The sequence below is a fragment of the Limnoglobus roseus genome, assembly GCF_008254045.1.
GTDB classification, from domain to species: domain Bacteria; phylum Planctomycetota; class Planctomycetia; order Gemmatales; family Gemmataceae; genus Limnoglobus; species Limnoglobus roseus.
In genome coordinates, this window is sequence record NZ_CP042425.1 from 848,543 (window position 1) to 867,649 (window position 19,107).

The window sequence follows — 19,107 nt, forward strand, 5'->3', positions numbered from 1 at the left end:
CACTCTCTCCCGGAGCCTCGCCCATGTTCCGCCGTGGTTCGCTCGTCGTTCTCCTCGCGCTCACGGCCGGTTGCGGCAAGAAGGGCTTGCCCTCCGCCACCGTCGGCAATCAGACGCCCGTCTCGAAGGTCAACCTCCGCCGGCCGGTCGAACTGACGCGGGCCGAGCAGCGGATCATCGTCTCCAACGTCGAGCAGGTCGGCTCGCTCGAAGCCCGGCAGACAACCGAGATCGCCGCCGGCGTGACCGGCGTCGTAGACGCCGTGCTGTTCGACGAGGGGGCCGTCGTCAGCCCGGACGACAAAAAGCCGCTGGTGCAGATCGACCAGGAGAAGTACCTGACGACCTACGAGTCGGCCGTGTCGGCGGAGGCGGCGGCGAAGGCCAACTACGACCGCGCGAAGGACGTGGCCGACCGTGCCAAGGGGCCGGGCGGGGCGTTCTCACAGGCCGAGCAGCGGCAGACCGACGAGATGATGAAGCAGGCCGAGGCCCAGTTCTACGTCGCGAAGTCGAACCTCAAACTCGCGAAGCACAACTTGGTCCGCTCTCAGGTGCCGGCCCCGTACCGCGGGCAGATGAACCAAAAGAAGATCACGCCCGGCAGTTACGTGAAGGAAGACACGATCATCGGCACCATCGCCGACCTGAGCGAAATCCGCGTCGTCGGCTACGTGCCGGAGTCGGTCGCGCCGCTCATCCGCGAGCGGACGGAGCAACGCGCGAAGGTGGTCGCCGCCCGCAGTCTGGCCGTCGCGCTCGGCAGCCCTGGCGGGTGGGGCGGCATCACAACGCGGCTGCTCGTCGAGTCGAACCAACTGCCGAGCGGGTACGACCCGGAGTTCAGCGTGCCGTCGCTGCCGCGGCGGAACTTCCGGGCGACGATCTTCTACATGAGCACGGTGGCCGACCCGACGACGCACATGTTCGAGTGTAAGGCCCGCATCGACGGCACCGACCCGCACTTCGCCGCCCTCAAGCCGGGCTTCACGGCCCGCATCCGCTTCCCCTACGAGAGCACGCCGGACGCGGTCGTCGTGCCGGAAGAGTCGGTGCGGGCGACGGAGCGTGGCTTCCTGGTGTTCGTGGTCGAGAAGCGGGCCGGCAAGGACGGCCCCGAGTGGGTGGCGAAGTCCCGCCGCATCGAGCCGGGTGCGCGTTCGCCCGGCTGGGTGGAGGTGAAAGCCGGCCTCTCGCCCGGCGAGTGGCTCGTGCAGCGCGGGGCCGAAGCCCTCGACGACGGCGTGCCCGTCCGCGTGCCGGATGAGCAGGTGAAGGCGATGGCAAAATGATTGGCGAGCCGAGCACCGTAGGGTGCCGGGTGAATGTCTCTCACCCGGCACCCTACGGTGCTCGGCTCGCCTTTCGGATATGCCGGGTTGTTGGTCGTGTTGCGGAAGGCCCGGTACGGCGAACAGCCGTCGCGTGACCGTGGCCAGTTACTTCAATTCAATCAGTTCAATCTTCGCCACGGAGAGGCTGTTGCCTTCGCCGACGGTCGTGTTCTCGGCCACCATGTCCATTGCGTCCGCCGGCGTCGTGAAATCGACCGTCACGGTCTTCCACTCACCGTTGGTGCCGACGAACTTCGCCCCGCCGAACGGCTTGTAGTCGTTCTTCTGCCGCCGCACGAAGAGGTTCCCCTCGGCGTCGTTCATCGTCCGGTACTCGATCTTCAAGCGGAACTTCTTCCCCTCGATGAGCTTGTCCGGCGCGAGTTCGCTCAGGTTCACCTGAATCTGGGCCGAGATCGCGTCGTTCAGGTTCGTCACGCCGAACGCCGGCTTACCGGCCGCGTCGCCGAGGCGGAACTCGGCGATCGACTCGGCCTTCCAGCAGTGGCCGCTCACGCCCGCGGGCAGAACCTTGTCGGGGTCGGCCGAGGGCTTGCGGTTCTGGACGGTGTACTGCAACGCCTCCCGGCCGGCGAAGTCGATGCTCAGGGCCGTGTCGCCCGGGGTCAGATCGGCCGAGGGGCGGGGGGCCGGCGGCTTGGGTTCCGCGGGCTTCGCGTCCGTGGTCACGCCAAGGTCGACGACTTCGATGGTGTGGACGTACAGGAACTTGCTCGGGGCCACCGTCCCGGAACCGAACGTCAGTTGGACTTCGCCGGCCGGGGCGACGAAACGGTTGAACGCGGTCTGCCAGCCGGTGCCCTTCAACTCGGTGTTCCGGATGACCTGCCAGTCGCCGACGGTCTGCGACTGCACCTTGCCCTTCACGGCGGCGTCGAGCTTGAAGTCGACCCGCACCTCGTAGGTGTGGCCGGCCTCCAACGACTTTCCGGTGGAGTAGACCAGTTGGGATGAACTCTTCCCCTCCTTGCAGCCGATCGCGAACACCTTGCGGCCGTCAACTTCCGTCGCGCGGAACTCGCCGATCGAGTCCTTCTCGTAAACCTCACACCGCCAGCTCGGCGGCAGTTTCGGAGACTCGCCTTCGAGGCGGGTGGTCTTCTTCAGCACGAGGTGGAACGGCTTGATCTCGGCGGCGTCGAACCGCTGCACGACCTTGTTCGCGGTCGCCGGGGTGGGAGCGGGTGGGGTCTTGGTCGTGTCGGACGTCGGAGTCGGCACGACGGGCAACGGGGCCGGCTTCGCGCCGGCGTTCGTCGCCGCGGTGGCGGCCACGACCGGGTTCTTGTCGCCGCCGGAGCCGCCGAAGGCGAACCAGCCGGCCGCGACGGCCACAACCGCGACGGCGGTGCCGATGCCGGCGTAGAGCTTCCACGGCCGCTCGGCCCGCGGGCCGGCCAGTCGGCGGGTGCCGAGGCGGTTGGTGGCCCCGGTGGCGATCTCGCTGAGCGTCGATTGCATCTCGGCCGAGTGCGCCAGGTCGGTGCCGGACAGGCTGACGACCATCCGCTGCGCCCCGGCGTTCGGCAGCCACGCGGCCACGGCCTGGATCACCTCGGCCGGCGACTGGAACCGCTTCTCGGGCTTCTTTTGCAGCATCTTCGCGACCACCTTGCCGAGTTCCGGCGGGAAGGTGCGGTCGATGGTCGTCAGCGACGGCGCGTCCTTCATTTGGTGCTGCATGAGCTTCTGCGTCGTGTTCCCGGCGAACGGCGGCGTGCCCGTCACCAGGGCGAAGAACGTCGCCCCGAGGCTGTAAATGTCCGACCGGATGTCGATGCTCGGGTGGTTGAGTGCCTGCTCCGGCGAGATGAAGTCGGCCGTGCCGACGATGGCCCCCTCGTCCATCTTCTCGGTGAGCTTGTCTCGCTCGTCGCTGGACGACCGGGCGAGGCCGAGGTCGAGCAACTTCACCGTGCCGTCCTTCGCCAGCATCAGGTTGGCCGGCTTGATGTCGCGGTGGATGAACTTCTTCTCGTGGGCGTGTTGCAGCCCGGCCGCCGCCTGGGCGATGAACTCGACGGCCCGCGACGCCGGGATCGGGCCGCCCTTCTTGAGCATGTCTTCGAGCGATTGTCCGTCCACGTACTCCATCACGAGGTAGTGGACTTCCCCCTGCTGGCCGACGTCGTGGATGCGGACGATGTTCGGGTGGTCAAGAGCGGCCACGGAGCGGGCTTCCCGGAGGAACCGCTCGACGTTCAACCGGGCGTTGCCGTCCTTCGCCACCGGCGGCAAGACCTTGAGGGCGACCTTCCGCTGAAGCGTGGCGTGCTCGGCGAGGTAGACGGCCCCCATGCCGCCCTGGCCGATCTGCTCGCGGAGAATGTACGACCCGAGTTTGAACCCGCGGTAGCGGCCGGTGAGCAACAGCTTGGCCTGGAACCGCGTGAGCATCCCCTGCTGCACGAGGACGGCGGCCGACTGGTTAGCGTCGGCCGGCAGGTTCGGCACGCCCTTGAGGCGGTCGTCGAGCTGTTGCGGGGCGTAGATGCCGCTTTTCCGCACGAGGTCGAGGAGTTCCGGCGTTGAAGTCGGGGCACGCATGATGGGAGTATCACGGAAGGGACGTGAAATCTCCGCGACGGCGGAGGGCCACTGTTATTAGCCTAGACCATAACTTCGACCCGTGGCCGGGCGTCCGGCCGCATTGCGCGAAGAATCGGAGTACGGTTCGGGCAGGGCGGTGAAAATTCCACTCGGGCATGAGGGGCCAAACTGATTCGGGGTTGCCTAGGTGGAGCTATTCCTTCCAACCATCTTCCACCAAGAAACGCCAAGAATATAGATTGGAGAAGACTCGTCCAATAGGGACAAAACAGTTGGTGTCGTTTTATCGACTGAGCGAGGAGTCGAGTGGTCCCGAATAGCCCGGTGGGCTAATTTGGGATTATGCCACCACCCCGCCCCACGTTCTCCAGTTCGACGGACTCCGAGGTTTGTTGTCCCTCTGGGTGGTCGTGGCCCACATGCTCAGTTGGTGCGGTTGGGTCGGGCTGAAGTTCCCGTGGCCGCTCGACCGCTTGTGGCCGGAGTTCATCTACTCCCAACCGGCCGTCGAAGCCTTTATCATCCTGAGTGGCTTCGCGATCAGCTCTCTCTTAACCAAGAGGCCGTCGTATCGGGCGTTCATCCTCGGTCGGGTCTTCCGCCTCTATCCAGTCTACCTCGTCTGCCTTGCGGTGACGATCATGGCCACATTCGTGACGCCCGGAGTCTTGGCCCGACTCTCTTGGCGGGAGTCGGGCTACGTCCACCTGCTGGAAGAAATCAGCCGGTACGAGCGGGAGAACCTCTCGGCCCACGTAATCGCCCACCTTACGTTGCTGCACGGCACACTTCCGCAGTCGATTCTGCCGGGTAGTACGACGGCAATTCTGCCGCCGGCGTGGAGTCTGTCCTTGGAATGGCAGTATTATTTAGTCGCTCCACTCGTTGCCGGGCTTGTTCGACGGGGGTGGGGCTGGTTGGGCCTCGGCATCGTTTCGTGGGTCGGTGTTCGGATCGCGGCCGACTGGCAAAGTTTGACACCGGCGTTCCTCCCGGTCCATTTGCCGCTCTTCCTCCTCGGCATCGGAAGCCACTGGGCGTACAGCGCAGCGTGTCGAGGTGGAAAGGCCGACCTCGATTTCAGTGTGCCGTCGGCCGTCATCGTCGTGGTCGCGTTCGTCACCAGTTGGCATACCTACACGCTAGTCATCTGGGCTTTGGCGTGCGGGTCGGTCGCGGCGTCCGGGCGCGACCCGTACTCGCGGCTGTTGAGGGTCGTCAGTCGGACCCTCGTCAGTCGGCCGGTGCAGTGGCTCGGCTCGATCTCGTACCCGTTGTTCTTGGTCCACTGGCCAGCCATCACGTTCGGCCTTTGGTCCGCATTGGCCCTGCGGCCAAACCTGACATCGCGAGACGCGGCGGCCGTGTTGTTGGGCGTCGTGTTACCGCTGACGTTGATAGTCGCTGCTGTTCTTCACCGATTCATAGAGTTGCCCGGGATTGAGGCCGGTCGGCGGGTGCCGACTAAAACTCAGTGAGGATGACCACTCCGCCGGAAGGCACGACCCCTATGTCGATGCGGGTAACCACGGATCGCGCTATGGCTTGGCACATCGAATCCGGTTCCACAATGACAGATTCTTCCTCAGGACGGCCAAAGCGGGTTTAGAAACACCGTTTCGAGAGACCCGCGTGCCAATCGTGTTGCCCGCTTCCCATGACCGCCTAGATTGATGGTATCTGCTCCCCCGCCCCGTCGAGGCCGACCCATGTCGTCCGTCAATGATGACGATGCTCGACCGGACACGGACTTGTCCTCGGGGCCGACCGGGACGTTCCACCAGCACATCAACGCCCTGTATTCGGGCACGCTCCAACAGCCTGAAAAATCCCCGGCCGACGGGGCCACGCAGACGTTCGCGGCACCCGACATCGGCCCCCAGCCGAGCGTGAGTTCCCGGCACGAACTGACGCTCCTGATCGCGCGGAGCAAGGAAGGCCTCGACGCCCCGCTCTTGCACGGGTACGAACTCCTCCGCGAACTCGGCAGCGGGGCCTACGGAACGGTCTGGGAGGCGCGGAACACCGACACGCACGAGCGGGTCGCGATCAAGTTCTTCCTGAGCACCCGGCAGGACACCGGGACCGTCCTCGAAGAAGTCACCAACCTCCGCGACGCCGACGGGTGCTACGGCATCATCTCGGTGAAGCAGGTGAACCGCCACGGCACGCCGCCGCACAACATCCCGAACTACGTGATGTCGCTCGAGATGGGCGGCTCGCTCCAGAAGAAGATCGACGCCGGCCGCCTCCCGACCGTCGAGGCGGTGGCCTTGTTCACCCAACTCTGCCGGGCGATGGCGTTCGTCCACGCCCGCGGCCTCTTGCACTGCGATCTGAAGCCGGCGAACATCCTGCTGAACACCGCGAACGAGCCGGTCGTCGCGGACTTCGGCCAGGCGCAGCGCGCGTCCAGCACCGTCGCGGCCCTCGGCACGTTCTTCTTCATGGCCCCGGAGCAAGCGACGCGGCAGATACGCACGCCGGCCACACAGTCGGACGTGTACTCGCTCGGCGCGATCCTCTACACGATGCTCGTCGGCAAGCCGCCGCGACACGACGAGGCGCTGCTGGCGAAGTTGCGGAACACCTCCGACGTGGACGACACGCTGGATGCGTACCGCGAAGGGCTGAAGAATCTGCCGACGCCGACCGCCCACCGCGAGTTCGCCGATCCGCTCTTGGCCCAGGTCATCGACCGCTGCCTGAGCCTCGACCCGGTAAATCGGCCGGACGACGCGGGGGACATCCTCCGCGGCCTCAAGCACCGCGACTGGTGGGCCCGCACGAAGCCGATCATCACCGTCGGGACGGTGGCCACGGCAGTGGCGATCCTGTTCATGGTGAGCCTGAGCATCCTGGCCGCGGACTACGTGCTGAAGCGGTCGAAGGCCGACATCACGCGGGAGATTCAGGGCAGCCTGCTCCGCGACGCCTGGTTCGGTCGGCAGGAGACGGAGGGGAAACTACAGGAGCGGATCGACGTTCTCGAAAGTGCCGCCGAGAACTGCCCGCGGGAGTTGCGGGCCACGTTCGCCAGTCTGGCGGCGAAGGTCGCGGCCAACAACTTTCAGCCGGCCGTCTTGACCGAAGACGACCGCCGGCCGGTCGACGAGTGGCTGAAGGGGTGCCACCGCGACCTCCTCTTGCGCGAATCCCCCCACGGGCGGAAGGGCATCAGCATCGTCCTCGCGACCCAGGGCCGGGGGTTCATTGTCTCGCGGGTTCGCACCCGCGACGGGCAACTCGAAGACCGCACCGATCCGAGTACTCGACAACTGTACTCGACCGACTGGTCGTTCCGGGACTACTTCAACGGCAAGGGCAACGACTACGCGCACCGCGGCCAGCCGCACGAGCCAATCCGGGCCACGCAAATCAGTTACGCCTACCAGTCGTCCGCCGACAAGCGGCCGTGGCTGATCGACGTGTCGACGCCGATCCTCGCGAACCCGGCCTACGGGGGGCAACCGCCGGTGGTGGCCGTTCTCGTCTCCGGGTTCGACCTGAGCAAAGACCTCAAGGACTGGATCGAAGCCCCGCCGGAGACGTTCCCGCCGGAAATGACCATCGCCAGCCAGGTGCGGTCGGTCCTGGTGAACGAGCGCGGGAGTTGGGTCTGGCACGAAGACCGCATGGCCGCGATGGCGGCCGACCCGACCCACCCGCACGACCCGGAACGGTACCTCGTGGAAACCGAGGACGGGTTCCGCTTCCCGACCACGGAGGGGCCACCCGACCCGCTCGTCCGCGGCGTGTCGTCGGAGCACCGCGATAGTCTGGCCCCGGAGGACGGCTCGCGGCCGCACCACTACATCGCCGCCTACGAGCCGCTCCGGCCGTTCGCCCAGAGCCGGTACGAGGAACTGAAACCGAAGGAGTGGTACCTCATCGTGAAATTGGACGCGGCGACCGCCCTCCGGCCGGTGGACGAACTAAAACAAAAGATGCTGTGGGCCGGCTCGATCTTGTTCGCGGGTTTGTTGGCTTTGACGGTCACGCTTTGGGTCTGGCTCATAAGATTGCTTCGCCGACAGGAGTTCGCGACACATGGCTGAATTGGAAGCCCTTTACGAGAACAAAGAGCAGAACCTCCGCAACGGCTGGCGGAACGCCCTCCCGACGAACCAACCGATCAAACTCGGCCGCGCCTACGGGCAGGCCGACTGGTGGATGAACGACAACCTCATCTCGTCGTTCCACGCGACCATCCAGTGGGATGGCGAGAAGCTGACCGTGACCGAGCGGACGCCGCCGCCGACGAACCGCATCTACTACCAGTCCCGCCCGCAGCCGAACTTCACGATCGCGCCGGGCGACTCGTTCGTCATCGGCAACACGGTGTTCATGCTCCACGCCGGGTCGGCGTCGATGGTCGCCAGCGGCGGCGGCGACCGCGGGGACGTGACCATCCCCGCCGAGGCGAGCTTCACGCGGGCGCAACTGCGGCAGGTGCCGTTCGACACGTCGGCCACCTTCCTCCGGGCGTTGGAACAAATCCCCGACGTATTGCGGTTGGCGAACGACGAGGACATGCTGTTCCGCAACATGGTCAAGGTCGGCCTCGACGCCCTGCCGCACGCCGACGCGCTGGCCGTGGTGCAGATTCCGAACGAGGCCACCGACAACGACAAGCGGGTGCTGGTCCGCAACCACCTGCAACGATTGTCCGGCAAAGCGGACATCTTCATGCCGTCGCGGCGGCTGGCGTTCCGGGCCATCCGGCAGGACAAGAAGAGCGTCGCCCACGTCTGGATCGGCGAGAAGAGCGAGGACATGACGATGCGCATGGACTCGAAACTGCCCGGCGTGCCGTGGGCGATCTGCACGCCGTTCAAGGACGACTCCGGCTGGGGGCTGTACGCCGACGGCCGGCTGCCGAAGGAACCGGCCGTGATCGGCGGCCAGGTGCGGGACAAGGAACTGCTCGACTACCAGAAGGTGATCGAACTGATCGCCGGCCTGATCGAGTCGACGCGGAAGGCCCACCACCTCGACCGGCAGTTGACGATGTACCGCCGGTTCATCCCGCGGCGGCTCTGGAGCGACGCTTCGGCCGACCAACTCGACGACCTACTCGTGCCGCGGCTCACGAAGGCGACGGTCATGTTCTGCGACCTCCGCGGGTCGTGCAAGTTCGCTGAAGAAGGCGAGGCCGACCTTGTGGATGCGTGGGCCGACCTGTCGCGGGCGATCGACGACATGACGACCGCCATCTCGGCCGAGGACGGCATCGTCGCCGGGTTCCAGGGGGACGCGGTGATGGCGTTCTGGGGTTGGCCGGACAACGACGACGACCAGATCGAGCGGGCCGTGAAGGCCGCCATGGGCATCCGCCGCCGGTTCGACAAACTCGGGTGGTGGAAGAACCTCAGTTGCGGCATCGGCATCGCCCACGGGCAAGTCATGGCCGGCCGCATGGGCGCGTCCGAGTTGGCGAAGGTGGACGTGTTCGGACCGACCGTCAACCTCGCGTCGAGGCTGGAGTCGATGACCAAGCGGTTCGGCGTCCGCATCCTCGTGGACGAGGCGGTCGGCAAGTACCTGACGGAGAAGCGGTGGAGTCAGGCCCGCGTCCGCCGCCTCGGCCGGTTCACGCCGGCCGGCATGACGAAGGGCCTGATGGTGAGCGAAGTCCTGCCGCCGGAACACGAGCCGGTGCAAGGCAACCTCAAGGAGTCGATCCGCCGGAGTTGGGACGAGGTGGTGACCATGTTCCTCGCCGGCGAGTGGGGCGAGGCCCGCCGCCGGTTCGAGCAGTTCTTCAGCAACGACCCGACGGCAAAGATGCTGCTCGAACACATGGCGAATTCGAACAACGTACCGCCGAAGGGCTGGGCCGAGAAGCCGGAGATCGTCCTCGACACGAAGTGACGCTACCGGATCCGCAGCCCGCGGCAGGTCTCCTCGTAAGTCGCTTCGAGGTCGAGCGTGACGGGGAGTTGATACGGCAGCCACAAGGGCAACTTCGGCAGCGGACGACCGACCGTTAGCGGGCGGTTCCAAGCTTCAAACACCCACCGGCCGCGCCGCATCCGCCCGCGGCAAGTAACGGCGTAAATCGGGACCGGCGGCTGCCCGACCGAGACGTCGGTACGGTCGAGAAAGGTCAGTAGGTCGGCGTACAGGTTGAAGTCGCGACTCGTGACCACGTCCACGATCGTCACGCACACGTCCTGTTGCAACAAGGACGCGCACTTGGCCACGAACGCCCGCCGACTTTCCGGCCGGTCCTTGTTCGACGGGCTGACGAGTTCGATGGCGGCCACCAGTCGCCGCTCACGGCTCACGTCGAACACGCGGACTTCGTACTCGTCCACATCCGGCCGTTCCGTTTCCACACAAACCGTCGGCTCAACCGCCGCCCATGCCGCGGTTCCGTCTTCGGAAGGCCGGTGACTGGGCGAACCGACATCCTCCGACTCCAACGCGCCCACGTCGATCTCGATTCCGCCTCCGAGGTGAACTTGCGGTCCAGCCACATACTCCGGCGGCAACTCGCGGTTCAGCGACTTGGCAATTTCCATCGGCCAGCCGCCGTGCAGCACGTCCCACGAGTGGCGGTCGTTCAGTGGCGAATGAAAGTGATCGCGCAGTGGCATCGTAGTTCTCCGTTGACGTTCAGATTCTACCACGCCGCCGATGGCGTCCAACACGGCACTTGCACGCCGGCGGAAATCTGTCATCATCGGCGGTACGCCGTCCGCCCGCTCCCGCCTTCGGACCCCTCTCATGCTTCGTCGATCCGCACTTGTGCCCGCCGTCGGGCTGCTCGCGCTGGGCATCGTGTTCGCCCAAGAGAAACCCAAGTACAAGCCGCACGACATGGCCCGGCCGCGGCCGCCGGTCGTCGAACCGGGTACCGCGAGTACGCCGGAAAAGGCCGGGAAGCCGCCGGCCGACGCGGTCGTGCTGTTCGACGGCACCGACCTGACTCAGTGGAAGGCGTCGGGCAAGAAGGAGGACGATACCCCGAAGTGGAAGGTCGAGAACGGCTACTTCGAGGTCGTGCCCCGCACCGGCGGCATGGAGACGCGGCGGAAGGATTTCGCCGACGCGCAGTTCCACTTCGAGTGGGCGACGCCGGCCGAGGTGAAAGGCAAGGGCCAGGGCCGTGGTAACAGTGGCATTAACCTCGGCGGGTTCGGCGAAATCCAGGTGCTCGACTCGTTCGAGAACGACACCTACCCCGACGGGCAGGCGGGCGGACTGTACGGCAAGTTCCCGCCGCTGGTGAACGCCTCGCGGAAGCCGGGCGAGTGGCAGAGTTACGACATCGTCACGCAGTTGGCGAAGGTGGACGCCGACGGCAAGGTCGTGCGACCGGCCCGCATCACGGTGTTGCACAACGGCGTACTGATTCACCACGCGGCCGAGTTCGGCGGCAAGTTCGGGCCGTTCGGTGTCAACCTGCAAGACCACGGCAACCCGGTCCGCTACCGCAACGTCTGGGTGCGGAAGGTTCGGGATTACGACGAGCCGGCCGACGGGAAGAAGGAATAACACGCGAAAGCCCAGGGACGGCCGTCCCTGGGCTTTCGCCGTCACTTTCCGTCGCCGGCCTGCCGGTAGACCAGCACTTTCGCCTTCTGCGGTGCGTCCGCCCGGGGCACGTCCTCCGGCCACCAGTACTTCAACTCGGCGACGTTCTTCGTGTCGGCCACCACGGCCACCGCACTCTCGTACCGCGGCAGCAGCGAGTGCGGCGACTTGCCCGGTTCCATCACCACCCACCGCGCCTGCGGCGGCTTCGGGTCTTCGGGCACCCCCAGCAGCGTTCGCCCGGCGTACCACTGTGCCCACTCGAACGGGTCGATTAACGCATCCTGCGGCCCGACGTGTTCCGCGAGGTAGTGGCCCGCGTGCGGGTGGCCGAGGCGTGTCTCGTGCGGCGGCTTGAGCGCGGCCGGCAGTGCCCCGGCCACGAGCGCGAGGAGTAGCCCGCGGGCCGCGAACTTGGTCCAAGTTCCGAGCGACTGACAGACGGGTTCCAGGGACGCCGCCGCGAGGAGGCTGAGGACGAGGACGAGAACGACGGTGTGCCGTTCGGAGACGTACCCCACCTTCAGCGAGAGGACGGCCAACACGCTGAGGTTAATCACGCCGAGGACCATGAGCATGGCCAACCCCGGATCGGCGGCGATGCGGCGGCGGTGCAGGCCGATGCCGACGAGGCCGAGCACGAAGACCGCGTAGTGGGCCGCCTTCGAGGTTTCCTTTGCGATGGCCGTGCCGGCCCAGACGATGCGATTCCCCTGTTGCGAGAAGTCGGCGAACAGGGCCGGTGATCGGACGAGAGCGCCGTGCCCTTCGGCGGCTTTCTGCCAGAGCGGTGTCGGTGCGCCCTTCATCTGGTCGAGGATGGTATTGAAGGCGTTCTTGTTCGAGAAGCCATTGATGATGATCATGTAAGGGGCGGCGGCGAGGCCGAAACCGATGGCCAATGCGGCCAGACGGCCGAGCGCCTCGCCCCGGCCCCAGACGCGGAAGATGCCGACGCCAGCGATGGTCGTGCCCACCGCGAGCAGGAACATCACGCCTTCCGGCCGCACGACGTAGGTCAAACCGGTGGCGAGACCGCAGAGGAGGAACATGCCGACGCTCCGCCGGCGAAGTCCCCGCAGGCCGAGCAGCAGGGCCGTGGAGGCGAACAACAGGTATAGCGATTCCGTAAGGGCGTCGCTGGTCAGATGGGCGATGGACGGGAGCGTCTGGAAAAGCAGTGCCCCGGCGAAGCCGATGAACTTGCTGTTGAAGAGCATCCGCCCGAGCCAGTACGTCGGGAACACCAGGAACGCGGCCGCGATCAGGCTGACAATTTGCGCGCTCTTCAGAATCTGCGCGGGCAGGTCGGCGTCCCAGACGTGGCGAACGACCTCCCACGTTCCGAGGACCGCAAGGGGGTAGCCCGGCGGTTGTTGGGCCGACTTGAGCACTTCCTGCACGCTCATCCGGGTGTCGCCGTTGCGGGCCGGGATGATGCGGGCGTGGTGCAATTTCAGGGCGTCACGGGCGAACCCGATGCCGTCGCGGGCGGTCACTTGAATTCGCGAAACGAGCCAGCCGTGGAGGCCGAGCGACACCGCGAGCAAGAGCAGCAGGTAGCCGGCGTCGATCGGCGAGACGACCCGCCGGGGGGCCACGACTTCCAGTTTCGCACCGACGCGAGCGTTCATACCGTCTCCTCACTACGCACAGTGGGCGGGATCGTAGGGTAGAATCGAGGAGGCCGTCAAGCCGGGGTGCCGAGGGGGAGTTTGAGATGTTCGAAATTACGCCGACGATCCAGATTCCCCACGAGGAGTTCGAGTGGAGCTACGCCCGCTCCGGCGGCCCCGGCGGGCAGAACGTCAACAAGGTGTCGTCGAAAGCTGTCCTCCGCTGGCCGATGGCCGCGAGCGAGCACCTGACGCCGGTCGTGAAGGACCGCGTGCGCGAACTGTTTCCCAGTCGCGTGACGACGGAGGGCGAACTCGTCATCAGTTCCCAGGAGTACCGCGACCAAGAGCGGAACCGCGAGGCGTGTCTGGAGAAACTCGCCGACCTGATCCGGCAAGCGGCCAAGCGGCCCACCATCCGGCGGGCGACCAAGCCGTCGAAGGGGTCCAAGATGCGGCGGTTGGAGGAGAAAAAGCGGCAATCGTCGCGGAAGACGAACCGCCGCGTGGGCGGCGACGATTAAAAAGCACGGGGGCGGGAACCGAAGTTCCCGCCCCCGTGCTTTTAGAGATGCCCGAAAGTTAGCGGCGAATCCGCTCGATGCGGCGGAGTTCCCGCGGGGTCACGCCGTAGTACTTATAGACTTCCGTCCGGTATGCCGGGGTGTAGAAGCTCGGGTACGTCTTCACCGTATACGTCGGAATCGCCTGGTACTGCTGGGGCGTAATCGTGAGGATCGCTTCACGCCGCGCGACGTCGAATTTCGCCGCTTCCCAGGGAACGGTCGTCAGTTTCCCGCCGTTATCGACGATCAGGTATTCCAGGTTACCGGCGTCGTCGAACACGATGTCGTCCACCGTTCCGACTGAAGTCGTGCCGATCATGATTTTCGTGCCGAGGACTTCCTTGGCCCGATAGGTTCCAACGGGATCGACAGCGCTCGCCGTGGCGGCCATCACCATCACGCAAGCCGTCGCCAAGCTCCGGCGCAGTAGGTTGTTCGTCATTGGAGAGTCTCCTTCAAGAGGACAGTATTCGCCGTTTCACAAACCATCTCCGAAATGGCTGCTCGGCTGCCCAACACCTCGCAACATCGGTGCCCACTGTGCCACCAGCGAACGCCGACAGGGAATATCCCCTCAGATCGTGTCCGGAACCTGCCACATGGCAAAGGGATTCGGGTTAGGGCGGTCGGCCGGGCGAGCCTCTCTTGCCGTGAACGGCCCACCTTCAATAGAATGTCCGTTCGGCCTTCACCTTGGATTCGCTGGCTCTCGCGTGCTCGGCCGACACGCGGCAAGGTCCGGCGACGGAGATGGACGTGACGGAAACTCTCATTGACCTACGCGCGCTGCTCGTCGAGCGCGAAGATTTCGAAGGGAGCATGGTCTCCCGCCTGCGGGAAGGCCTGGCCCAAGCCCCGGCCCAAATCAAGAACCTTCGCGAGATCAGCGAAGTCCTCGAAAAGCGGCTCGCCGTCTCGGCCGGCCCCGCCCAGAAGAAGATCCACCTGAAGATCGGCGTGGCCCAGTTCTACCTCGGCCACATGGATAAGGCCGTTGAGCACTTGAAGCAGTCGGAAGGCCCGCTCGCCGCGTTCTTCCTCGGCCGCGCGTACAACGCCCGCCAGGAGTTCGACGAAGCCCTCAAGGCCTTCGACAAGGCCGAGAAGAGCGGGTACGCCGCCCAGCAAGTTCAACTGCAACGGGCCGGCGTCGTCCGGCAGCAGGGGAACGCCACCGAAGCGCGGGCGATCCTGGCCAAAGTCAAGGACATGGCCACGCATAACGCCGAGTTCCACTACCAGGAAGGCGGCCTCGCCGAAGCCGAAGGCGACGTGGTCCGGGCGACCAAGAGCTACGAGCGGTCGGTCGACCTCGACCCGGCCCACACGGGCGCGCTGTTCCGCCTCGGCTTCCTCAACGACCTCGCGGGCAACGACCACGAGGCCATCGGCTACTACGAGCGGTGTCTGAAGCACCCGCCGGTGAACAAGGGCACGCTGTACAACCTCGGCGTGCTGTACGAGGACTCCGGCATCTACGACAAGGCCACCGACTGCTACAAGCGGTTGACGAAGGCCGACCCGCACGACGAACGCGCCCGGCTGTTCCGCAAAGACGCGGAAGCGTCGCTGTCGCAGTTCTACAGCCCGGAGGACGAGAAGGTTTCCATGCAGTGGAAGCAGGTGATGGAAGTGCCCATCACCGACTTCGAACTGTCCGTCCGCAGCCGGAACTGCCTGAAGCGGATGAACATTCGTACGCTCGGCGACCTGACGCGGATCAGCGAACCGCAACTGCTGGCGAGCAAGAACTTCGGCGAAACGTCGCTCGAAGAGATCAAGGTCATCATGACCCAGAAGGGCCTGCGGATCGGCCAGTCGCTCGACCAGGGCCAACAGCACGAGTTCAAGCTCCGCCCGCAGTCGAACCTGTCGCCGGAAGAACAGGCGATGATGGGCAAGCCGGTGAGCGAGCTGAACCTGTCGGTGCGTGCCCGCAAGTGCATGAACCGCCTCCAGATCACGACCATCGGCGAACTCTGCCAGCGGACCTCCGACGAACTGATGGAGGCCAAGAACTTCGGCGTCACCTCGCTGACCGAAGTGAAGGAAAAGCTGACGGGCCTGGGTCTGAAGTTGCGCGGCGACTGATTTTTTGAAATGAACGGGTGAAGGGGTGACACGGTGAAGGGGTGAAAAGACATCCCCACTGTGTCGCCCCTTCGCCTTTTCCCGTGTCACCCTCACCGGGTCGCCCCTTCATGACCTTCTCCTTCGAACTCCTCCACCGCGACGGCCCGGCTCGTGTCGGCCGCATGGCCACGCCGCACGGCGTCGTCGAGACGCCGGTGTTCATGCCCGTCGGCACGCAGGCCACGGTGAAGGGCCTGACGCCAGACATGGTCCGCGACGCCGGCGCGCAGATCATCCTCGGCAACACCTACCACCTCGCCCTACGGCCCGGCGGCGACCTCGTCGCGGAACTCGGCGGGTTGCACAAGTTCATGAAGTGGGACGGCCCGATCCTGACCGATAGCGGCGGGTTCCAGGTCTTCAGCCTTGCGAGCCAGGCCAAGATCACCGATGCCGGGGCGAAGTTCCGCAGTCACGTCGACGGCTCGCTGTTGGAACTGACGCCGGAGAAGGCCGTCGAGATTCAGCAGCAACTCGGCTCTGACATCGCGATGGTGTTGGACGAGTGCCCGCCGGGGGACGCGCCGCCGGAGGTTGTCCGGCGGGCCGTGACGCGGTCGATCCGTTGGGCCGAACGGTGCAAGGCCCATCACACCCGTAAGGATCAGGTGCAGTTCGCCATCGTGCAGGGCGGGACGAACCTCGACCTGCGGGCCGAGTGCGCGAAGGAACTGGTGGCGATGGATTTCCCCGGCTACGCCCTCGGTGGCTTTAGCGTGGGCGAATCGCCGGCCGCAATGCACGCGGCCCTGCCCACGTGCGCGGCCTGTTTGCCGGAGGAGAAGCCGCGGTACCTGATGGGCGTCGGCCGGCCGGAAGACTTGCTCGCGGGGGTGGCATCGGGAATCGACATGTTCGACTGTGTGATGCCGACGCGAAACGGCCGGAACGCGACCGCCTTCACCTACGCCGGCATCGTGAAACTGCGGAACTCCCGCCACCAGCGCGACCCGGCCCCGCTGGAAGCCGACTGCCCGTGCTACTGCTGCCGCACGTTCAGCCGGGCGTACTTGCACCACCTCTTCCGCGTGGACGAAATGCTCGGGCCGATCCTGCTCAGCCTGCACAACATCGCGTTCTACCTGCGGCTGATGCGGGACTCAAGAAGGGCCATCGTTGAGGGGCGGTTCGCGGACTTTCACGCGGAATGTTTGGCGGGGTGGAAGCGGCCGGCGCCAGCCGCCTGATTCTGCCAAGGCTTTTGGAACCCAGAGCGGAAGCGACGGGGTGAGGGATGCTCTCCCACACCCCGTCGCTTCCGCTCTGGGTTCCAAAAAATGAGATGTCTTTACTCTCCGACCACCATCATCGCCTCGCGAACCTTGCCCTCGCGGACGAAGAACGTCTTCACCGGGTTGAAGGTCGCGAGCTCTTTGTGATTCAGCACGAACATCACGTTGTCCACGTTTAGCGCCTCCCACAAATGGAAGCCGATCACGAGGTCGCCCTTCTGAATGCCCGCCTTCGCGGCCGGGCCGATCACGTCCGTCACGAGCAGGCCGCCGCGGAGTTGCGGGTCGATCTTGGCGACGGCGTCCTTGCCCATCGGCGACAGTTTCAAGCCGGTGCGGCGGAGGATCGTCGTGCTGGGAATTTCAGGCGTCTTCGTCTCGGTCGCCCCGAGTTGAATCGCGGTCGCGATCGACTCCGATCCCCGGCGGACGCGAACGGACACCTTCGCCCCGGCGGGTCGTTCCAGGAAGCCGCGTTCCACGTCAATTGTGGTCGTGACGGCCAGATCGCCGACTTGCTCCACGAGGTCACCGGTCTTCAGCCCGGCCGCACTCGCGGGGGAGTTCGCCTCGGTCCCGTCCACCGTGACCCACCGGCGGACGGGGCTTTCTTCGTCGGCCCGTTCGACGTGGTTCTTGACGACGAGGCCGTGCCACGCCCCGCCGCGCTTGCGGGACGCGAGCATTTCCGCGGCCCGCTCGATCATCGTGTCCACCGGGATGGCGAACGCGATGTTCTGCGCCCCCGCCCGGATGGCAACGTTCACGCCGACGAGTTCGCCCTTCTTGTTGAACAGCGGTCCGCCGCTGTTGCCGGGGTTGATCGGGGCCGTCGTCTGGATCAGCCCGGTGTAGGAAATCTCCTTGTTGAGCGCCACGTCCCGGCTCTTGTAAGAGACGTTGCCGACGCTCGCGGAGTGCTCGTACCCGAAGGCGTTGCCGATGGCGATGACCGTCTCGGCATCGAGCAGGTCGGTGGCCGTGCCGAGTGTCACGAGGGGCAGCGAGGAGTACGGCTCGATCTTCACCAAGGCGAGGTCGGCCTTCTTGTCCGTGGCGATCACGCGGGCCGGTACGCTCTTGCCGTCGGAGAGCGTCACGCGAATCGTCTGGATGTCGTCGATGACGTGGAAGTTGGTGACGACGTACCCGCGCGGGTCCAGGACGATGCCCGTGCCCATCCCCTTCACGCGCTGCGGCTGGAGTTGCGTGCCGCGGAACGGGTCGTCCGGCGACGAGGTGATCGTCCGCTCGCTGTGGATGTTAACGACGGCCGCCTTCATCCGCTCGACGATGTCCACCATCGCGTCGCGACGGAGGTTGCTGCCCAGCGGCCGGTCGGCGGCCCGCGTGGGCGTCGCCGGCATCTGGGCCGTCGCCATGTAACTGGCGAACCCGCCGACCGCGAACCCGGCCGACAGCAAACAGCGGCGGGCAAAGCGGGCGGTTAGCGAGCGGGCGGATGAACGAGCGGGCTGCGACATGGTGTCCCCACAACGGCGTACCTTCCTGGCGTGACAAGCATCAAATCGGATTCGCCCGCCGACTCGCCGCACCGAAGGATGGCCCGGCCCGCACGATTGCCCCAATCGCGGGCGGGATCGTGCCGCGTGGACGGCGTGAGCGCGGTGTAACACCCGGACGGGTTGGCGAAACTGTTCCGGTCGTGCGGGCGCACGGCCACGATTGCTTGTTCCACCGCGCCGGCTACACTTGAAGGAAAACCGCCCGCCCGCCCGCCTTCCCGAGACGTTTCGATGGCAAAGACGCCACGCATGGAAAAGATTGAAGCGATGTTGGCGGACGATCCGACCGACGCCCTGCTCCGCTACTCCCTGGCGATGGAGTACGCGAGCGCCGGCGACGATGCGATGGCCGTGCGGGAGTTTCAACAGATCATCGCGAGTACGCCCTACGTACCGGCCTATCACATGGCCGGGCAAGCCCTCAACCGCCTCGGTCGCGTCGAGGAAGCGTGCCAGATGCTCCGCGACGGCATCGCCGCCGCCCGCACCCACGGCGACACCCACGCCCTCGGCGAGATGGAAGGCTTGCTCGGGGCGATCGAGTAAAGGGCAAGAACGAACCACGGAGGACACGGAGGACACCGAGA

Annotated in this window: 14 protein-coding genes; 9 read left to right on the forward strand and 5 right to left on the reverse strand. The window is 65.8% G+C overall.

Features of this window, described 5'->3' with window-relative positions:
* Positions 1–23 precede the first annotated feature (23 nt).
* Positions 24–1,292 (forward strand): efflux RND transporter periplasmic adaptor subunit, encoded by a 1,269-nt coding sequence (locus tag PX52LOC_RS03350; RefSeq protein WP_168218784.1) that lies wholly within the window; start codon positions 24–26, stop codon positions 1,290–1,292.
* A gap of 147 nt (positions 1,293–1,439) precedes the next feature.
* On the opposite strand, the gene PX52LOC_RS03355 is transcribed toward PX52LOC_RS03350, so the two are convergent.
* Positions 1,440–3,902: a serine/threonine-protein kinase gene (locus tag PX52LOC_RS03355; protein ID WP_149108757.1), complete on the reverse strand. Its 2,463-nt coding sequence runs from the start codon at positions 3,900–3,902 to the stop codon at positions 1,440–1,442.
* Positions 3,903–4,237: 335 nt separating this feature from the next.
* Between PX52LOC_RS03355 and PX52LOC_RS03360 the strand changes: the two genes are divergently transcribed.
* The 3 genes from PX52LOC_RS03360 to PX52LOC_RS03370 all read left to right on the forward strand — a co-directional run bounded on the left by PX52LOC_RS03360 (position 4,238) and on the right by PX52LOC_RS03370 (position 9,779).
* Complete coding sequence (locus PX52LOC_RS03360) at positions 4,238–5,383, forward strand: acyltransferase family protein (RefSeq protein WP_149108758.1); 1,146 nt, start codon at positions 4,238–4,240, stop codon at positions 5,381–5,383.
* Positions 5,384–5,614: 231 nt separating this feature from the next.
* Positions 5,615–7,963 (forward strand): serine/threonine-protein kinase, encoded by a 2,349-nt coding sequence (locus PX52LOC_RS03365; protein ID WP_168218786.1) that lies wholly within the window; start codon positions 5,615–5,617, stop codon positions 7,961–7,963.
* A complete protein-coding gene (locus PX52LOC_RS03370) occupies positions 7,956–9,779 on the forward strand; it encodes an adenylate/guanylate cyclase domain-containing protein (RefSeq protein ID WP_149108760.1) in 1,824 nt (607 codons plus the stop codon). Before PX52LOC_RS03365 ends, PX52LOC_RS03370 begins: the two co-directional genes overlap by 8 nt.
* A gap of 2 nt (positions 9,780–9,781) precedes the next feature.
* On the opposite strand, the gene PX52LOC_RS03375 is transcribed toward PX52LOC_RS03370, so the two are convergent.
* Positions 9,782–10,507, reverse strand: coding sequence for a DUF4058 family protein (locus PX52LOC_RS03375; protein ID WP_168218787.1), 726 nt, complete (start codon positions 10,505–10,507; stop codon positions 9,782–9,784).
* A gap of 130 nt (positions 10,508–10,637) precedes the next feature.
* Here PX52LOC_RS03375 and PX52LOC_RS03380 point away from each other — a divergent pair, with 130 nt between their 5' ends.
* Positions 10,638–11,408, forward strand: a complete 771-nt coding sequence (locus tag PX52LOC_RS03380) for a 3-keto-disaccharide hydrolase (protein ID WP_218575275.1) — start codon at positions 10,638–10,640, stop codon at positions 11,406–11,408.
* A gap of 41 nt (positions 11,409–11,449) precedes the next feature.
* On the opposite strand, the gene PX52LOC_RS03385 is transcribed toward PX52LOC_RS03380, so the two are convergent.
* A complete protein-coding gene (locus PX52LOC_RS03385) occupies positions 11,450–13,081 on the reverse strand; it encodes an ArnT family glycosyltransferase (RefSeq protein WP_149108763.1) in 1,632 nt (543 codons plus the stop codon).
* Between the two features lie 86 nt (positions 13,082–13,167).
* Between PX52LOC_RS03385 and arfB the strand changes: the two genes are divergently transcribed.
* Positions 13,168–13,587, forward strand: coding sequence for an alternative ribosome rescue aminoacyl-tRNA hydrolase ArfB (gene arfB / locus PX52LOC_RS03390; RefSeq protein ID WP_149108764.1), 420 nt, complete (start codon positions 13,168–13,170; stop codon positions 13,585–13,587).
* Positions 13,588–13,645: 58 nt separating this feature from the next.
* Here the strand turns inward: arfB and PX52LOC_RS03395 are convergent, their stop codons facing one another.
* Positions 13,646–14,071 carry a PRC-barrel domain-containing protein gene (locus PX52LOC_RS03395; protein WP_149108765.1) on the reverse strand — a complete coding sequence of 142 codons (426 nt, stop codon included), beginning with the start codon at positions 14,069–14,071 and terminating at the stop codon, positions 13,646–13,648.
* A gap of 308 nt (positions 14,072–14,379) precedes the next feature.
* Between PX52LOC_RS03395 and PX52LOC_RS03400 the strand changes: the two genes are divergently transcribed.
* Together PX52LOC_RS03400 and tgt are read left to right on the forward strand one after the other, a co-directional pair.
* Positions 14,380–15,720, forward strand: a complete 1,341-nt coding sequence (locus PX52LOC_RS03400; protein WP_246173832.1) for a tetratricopeptide repeat protein — start codon at positions 14,380–14,382, stop codon at positions 15,718–15,720.
* A 110-nt stretch (positions 15,721–15,830) separates the two neighbouring features.
* Entirely contained in the window at positions 15,831–16,949 is a 1,119-nt protein-coding gene (tgt, locus tag PX52LOC_RS03405; RefSeq protein ID WP_149108767.1) for a tRNA guanosine(34) transglycosylase Tgt, read from the forward strand.
* A 101-nt stretch (positions 16,950–17,050) separates the two neighbouring features.
* Here tgt and PX52LOC_RS03410 read toward each other — a convergent pair whose 3' ends face one another.
* Entirely contained in the window at positions 17,051–18,478 is a 1,428-nt protein-coding gene (locus PX52LOC_RS03410) for a trypsin-like peptidase domain-containing protein (protein WP_149108768.1), read from the reverse strand.
* Positions 18,479–18,751: 273 nt separating this feature from the next.
* On the opposite strand from PX52LOC_RS03410, the gene PX52LOC_RS03415 reads away from it, so the two are divergent.
* Positions 18,752–19,066, forward strand: a complete 315-nt coding sequence (locus tag PX52LOC_RS03415) for a tetratricopeptide repeat protein (RefSeq protein ID WP_149108769.1) — start codon at positions 18,752–18,754, stop codon at positions 19,064–19,066.
* Positions 19,067–19,107 lie beyond the last annotated feature (41 nt).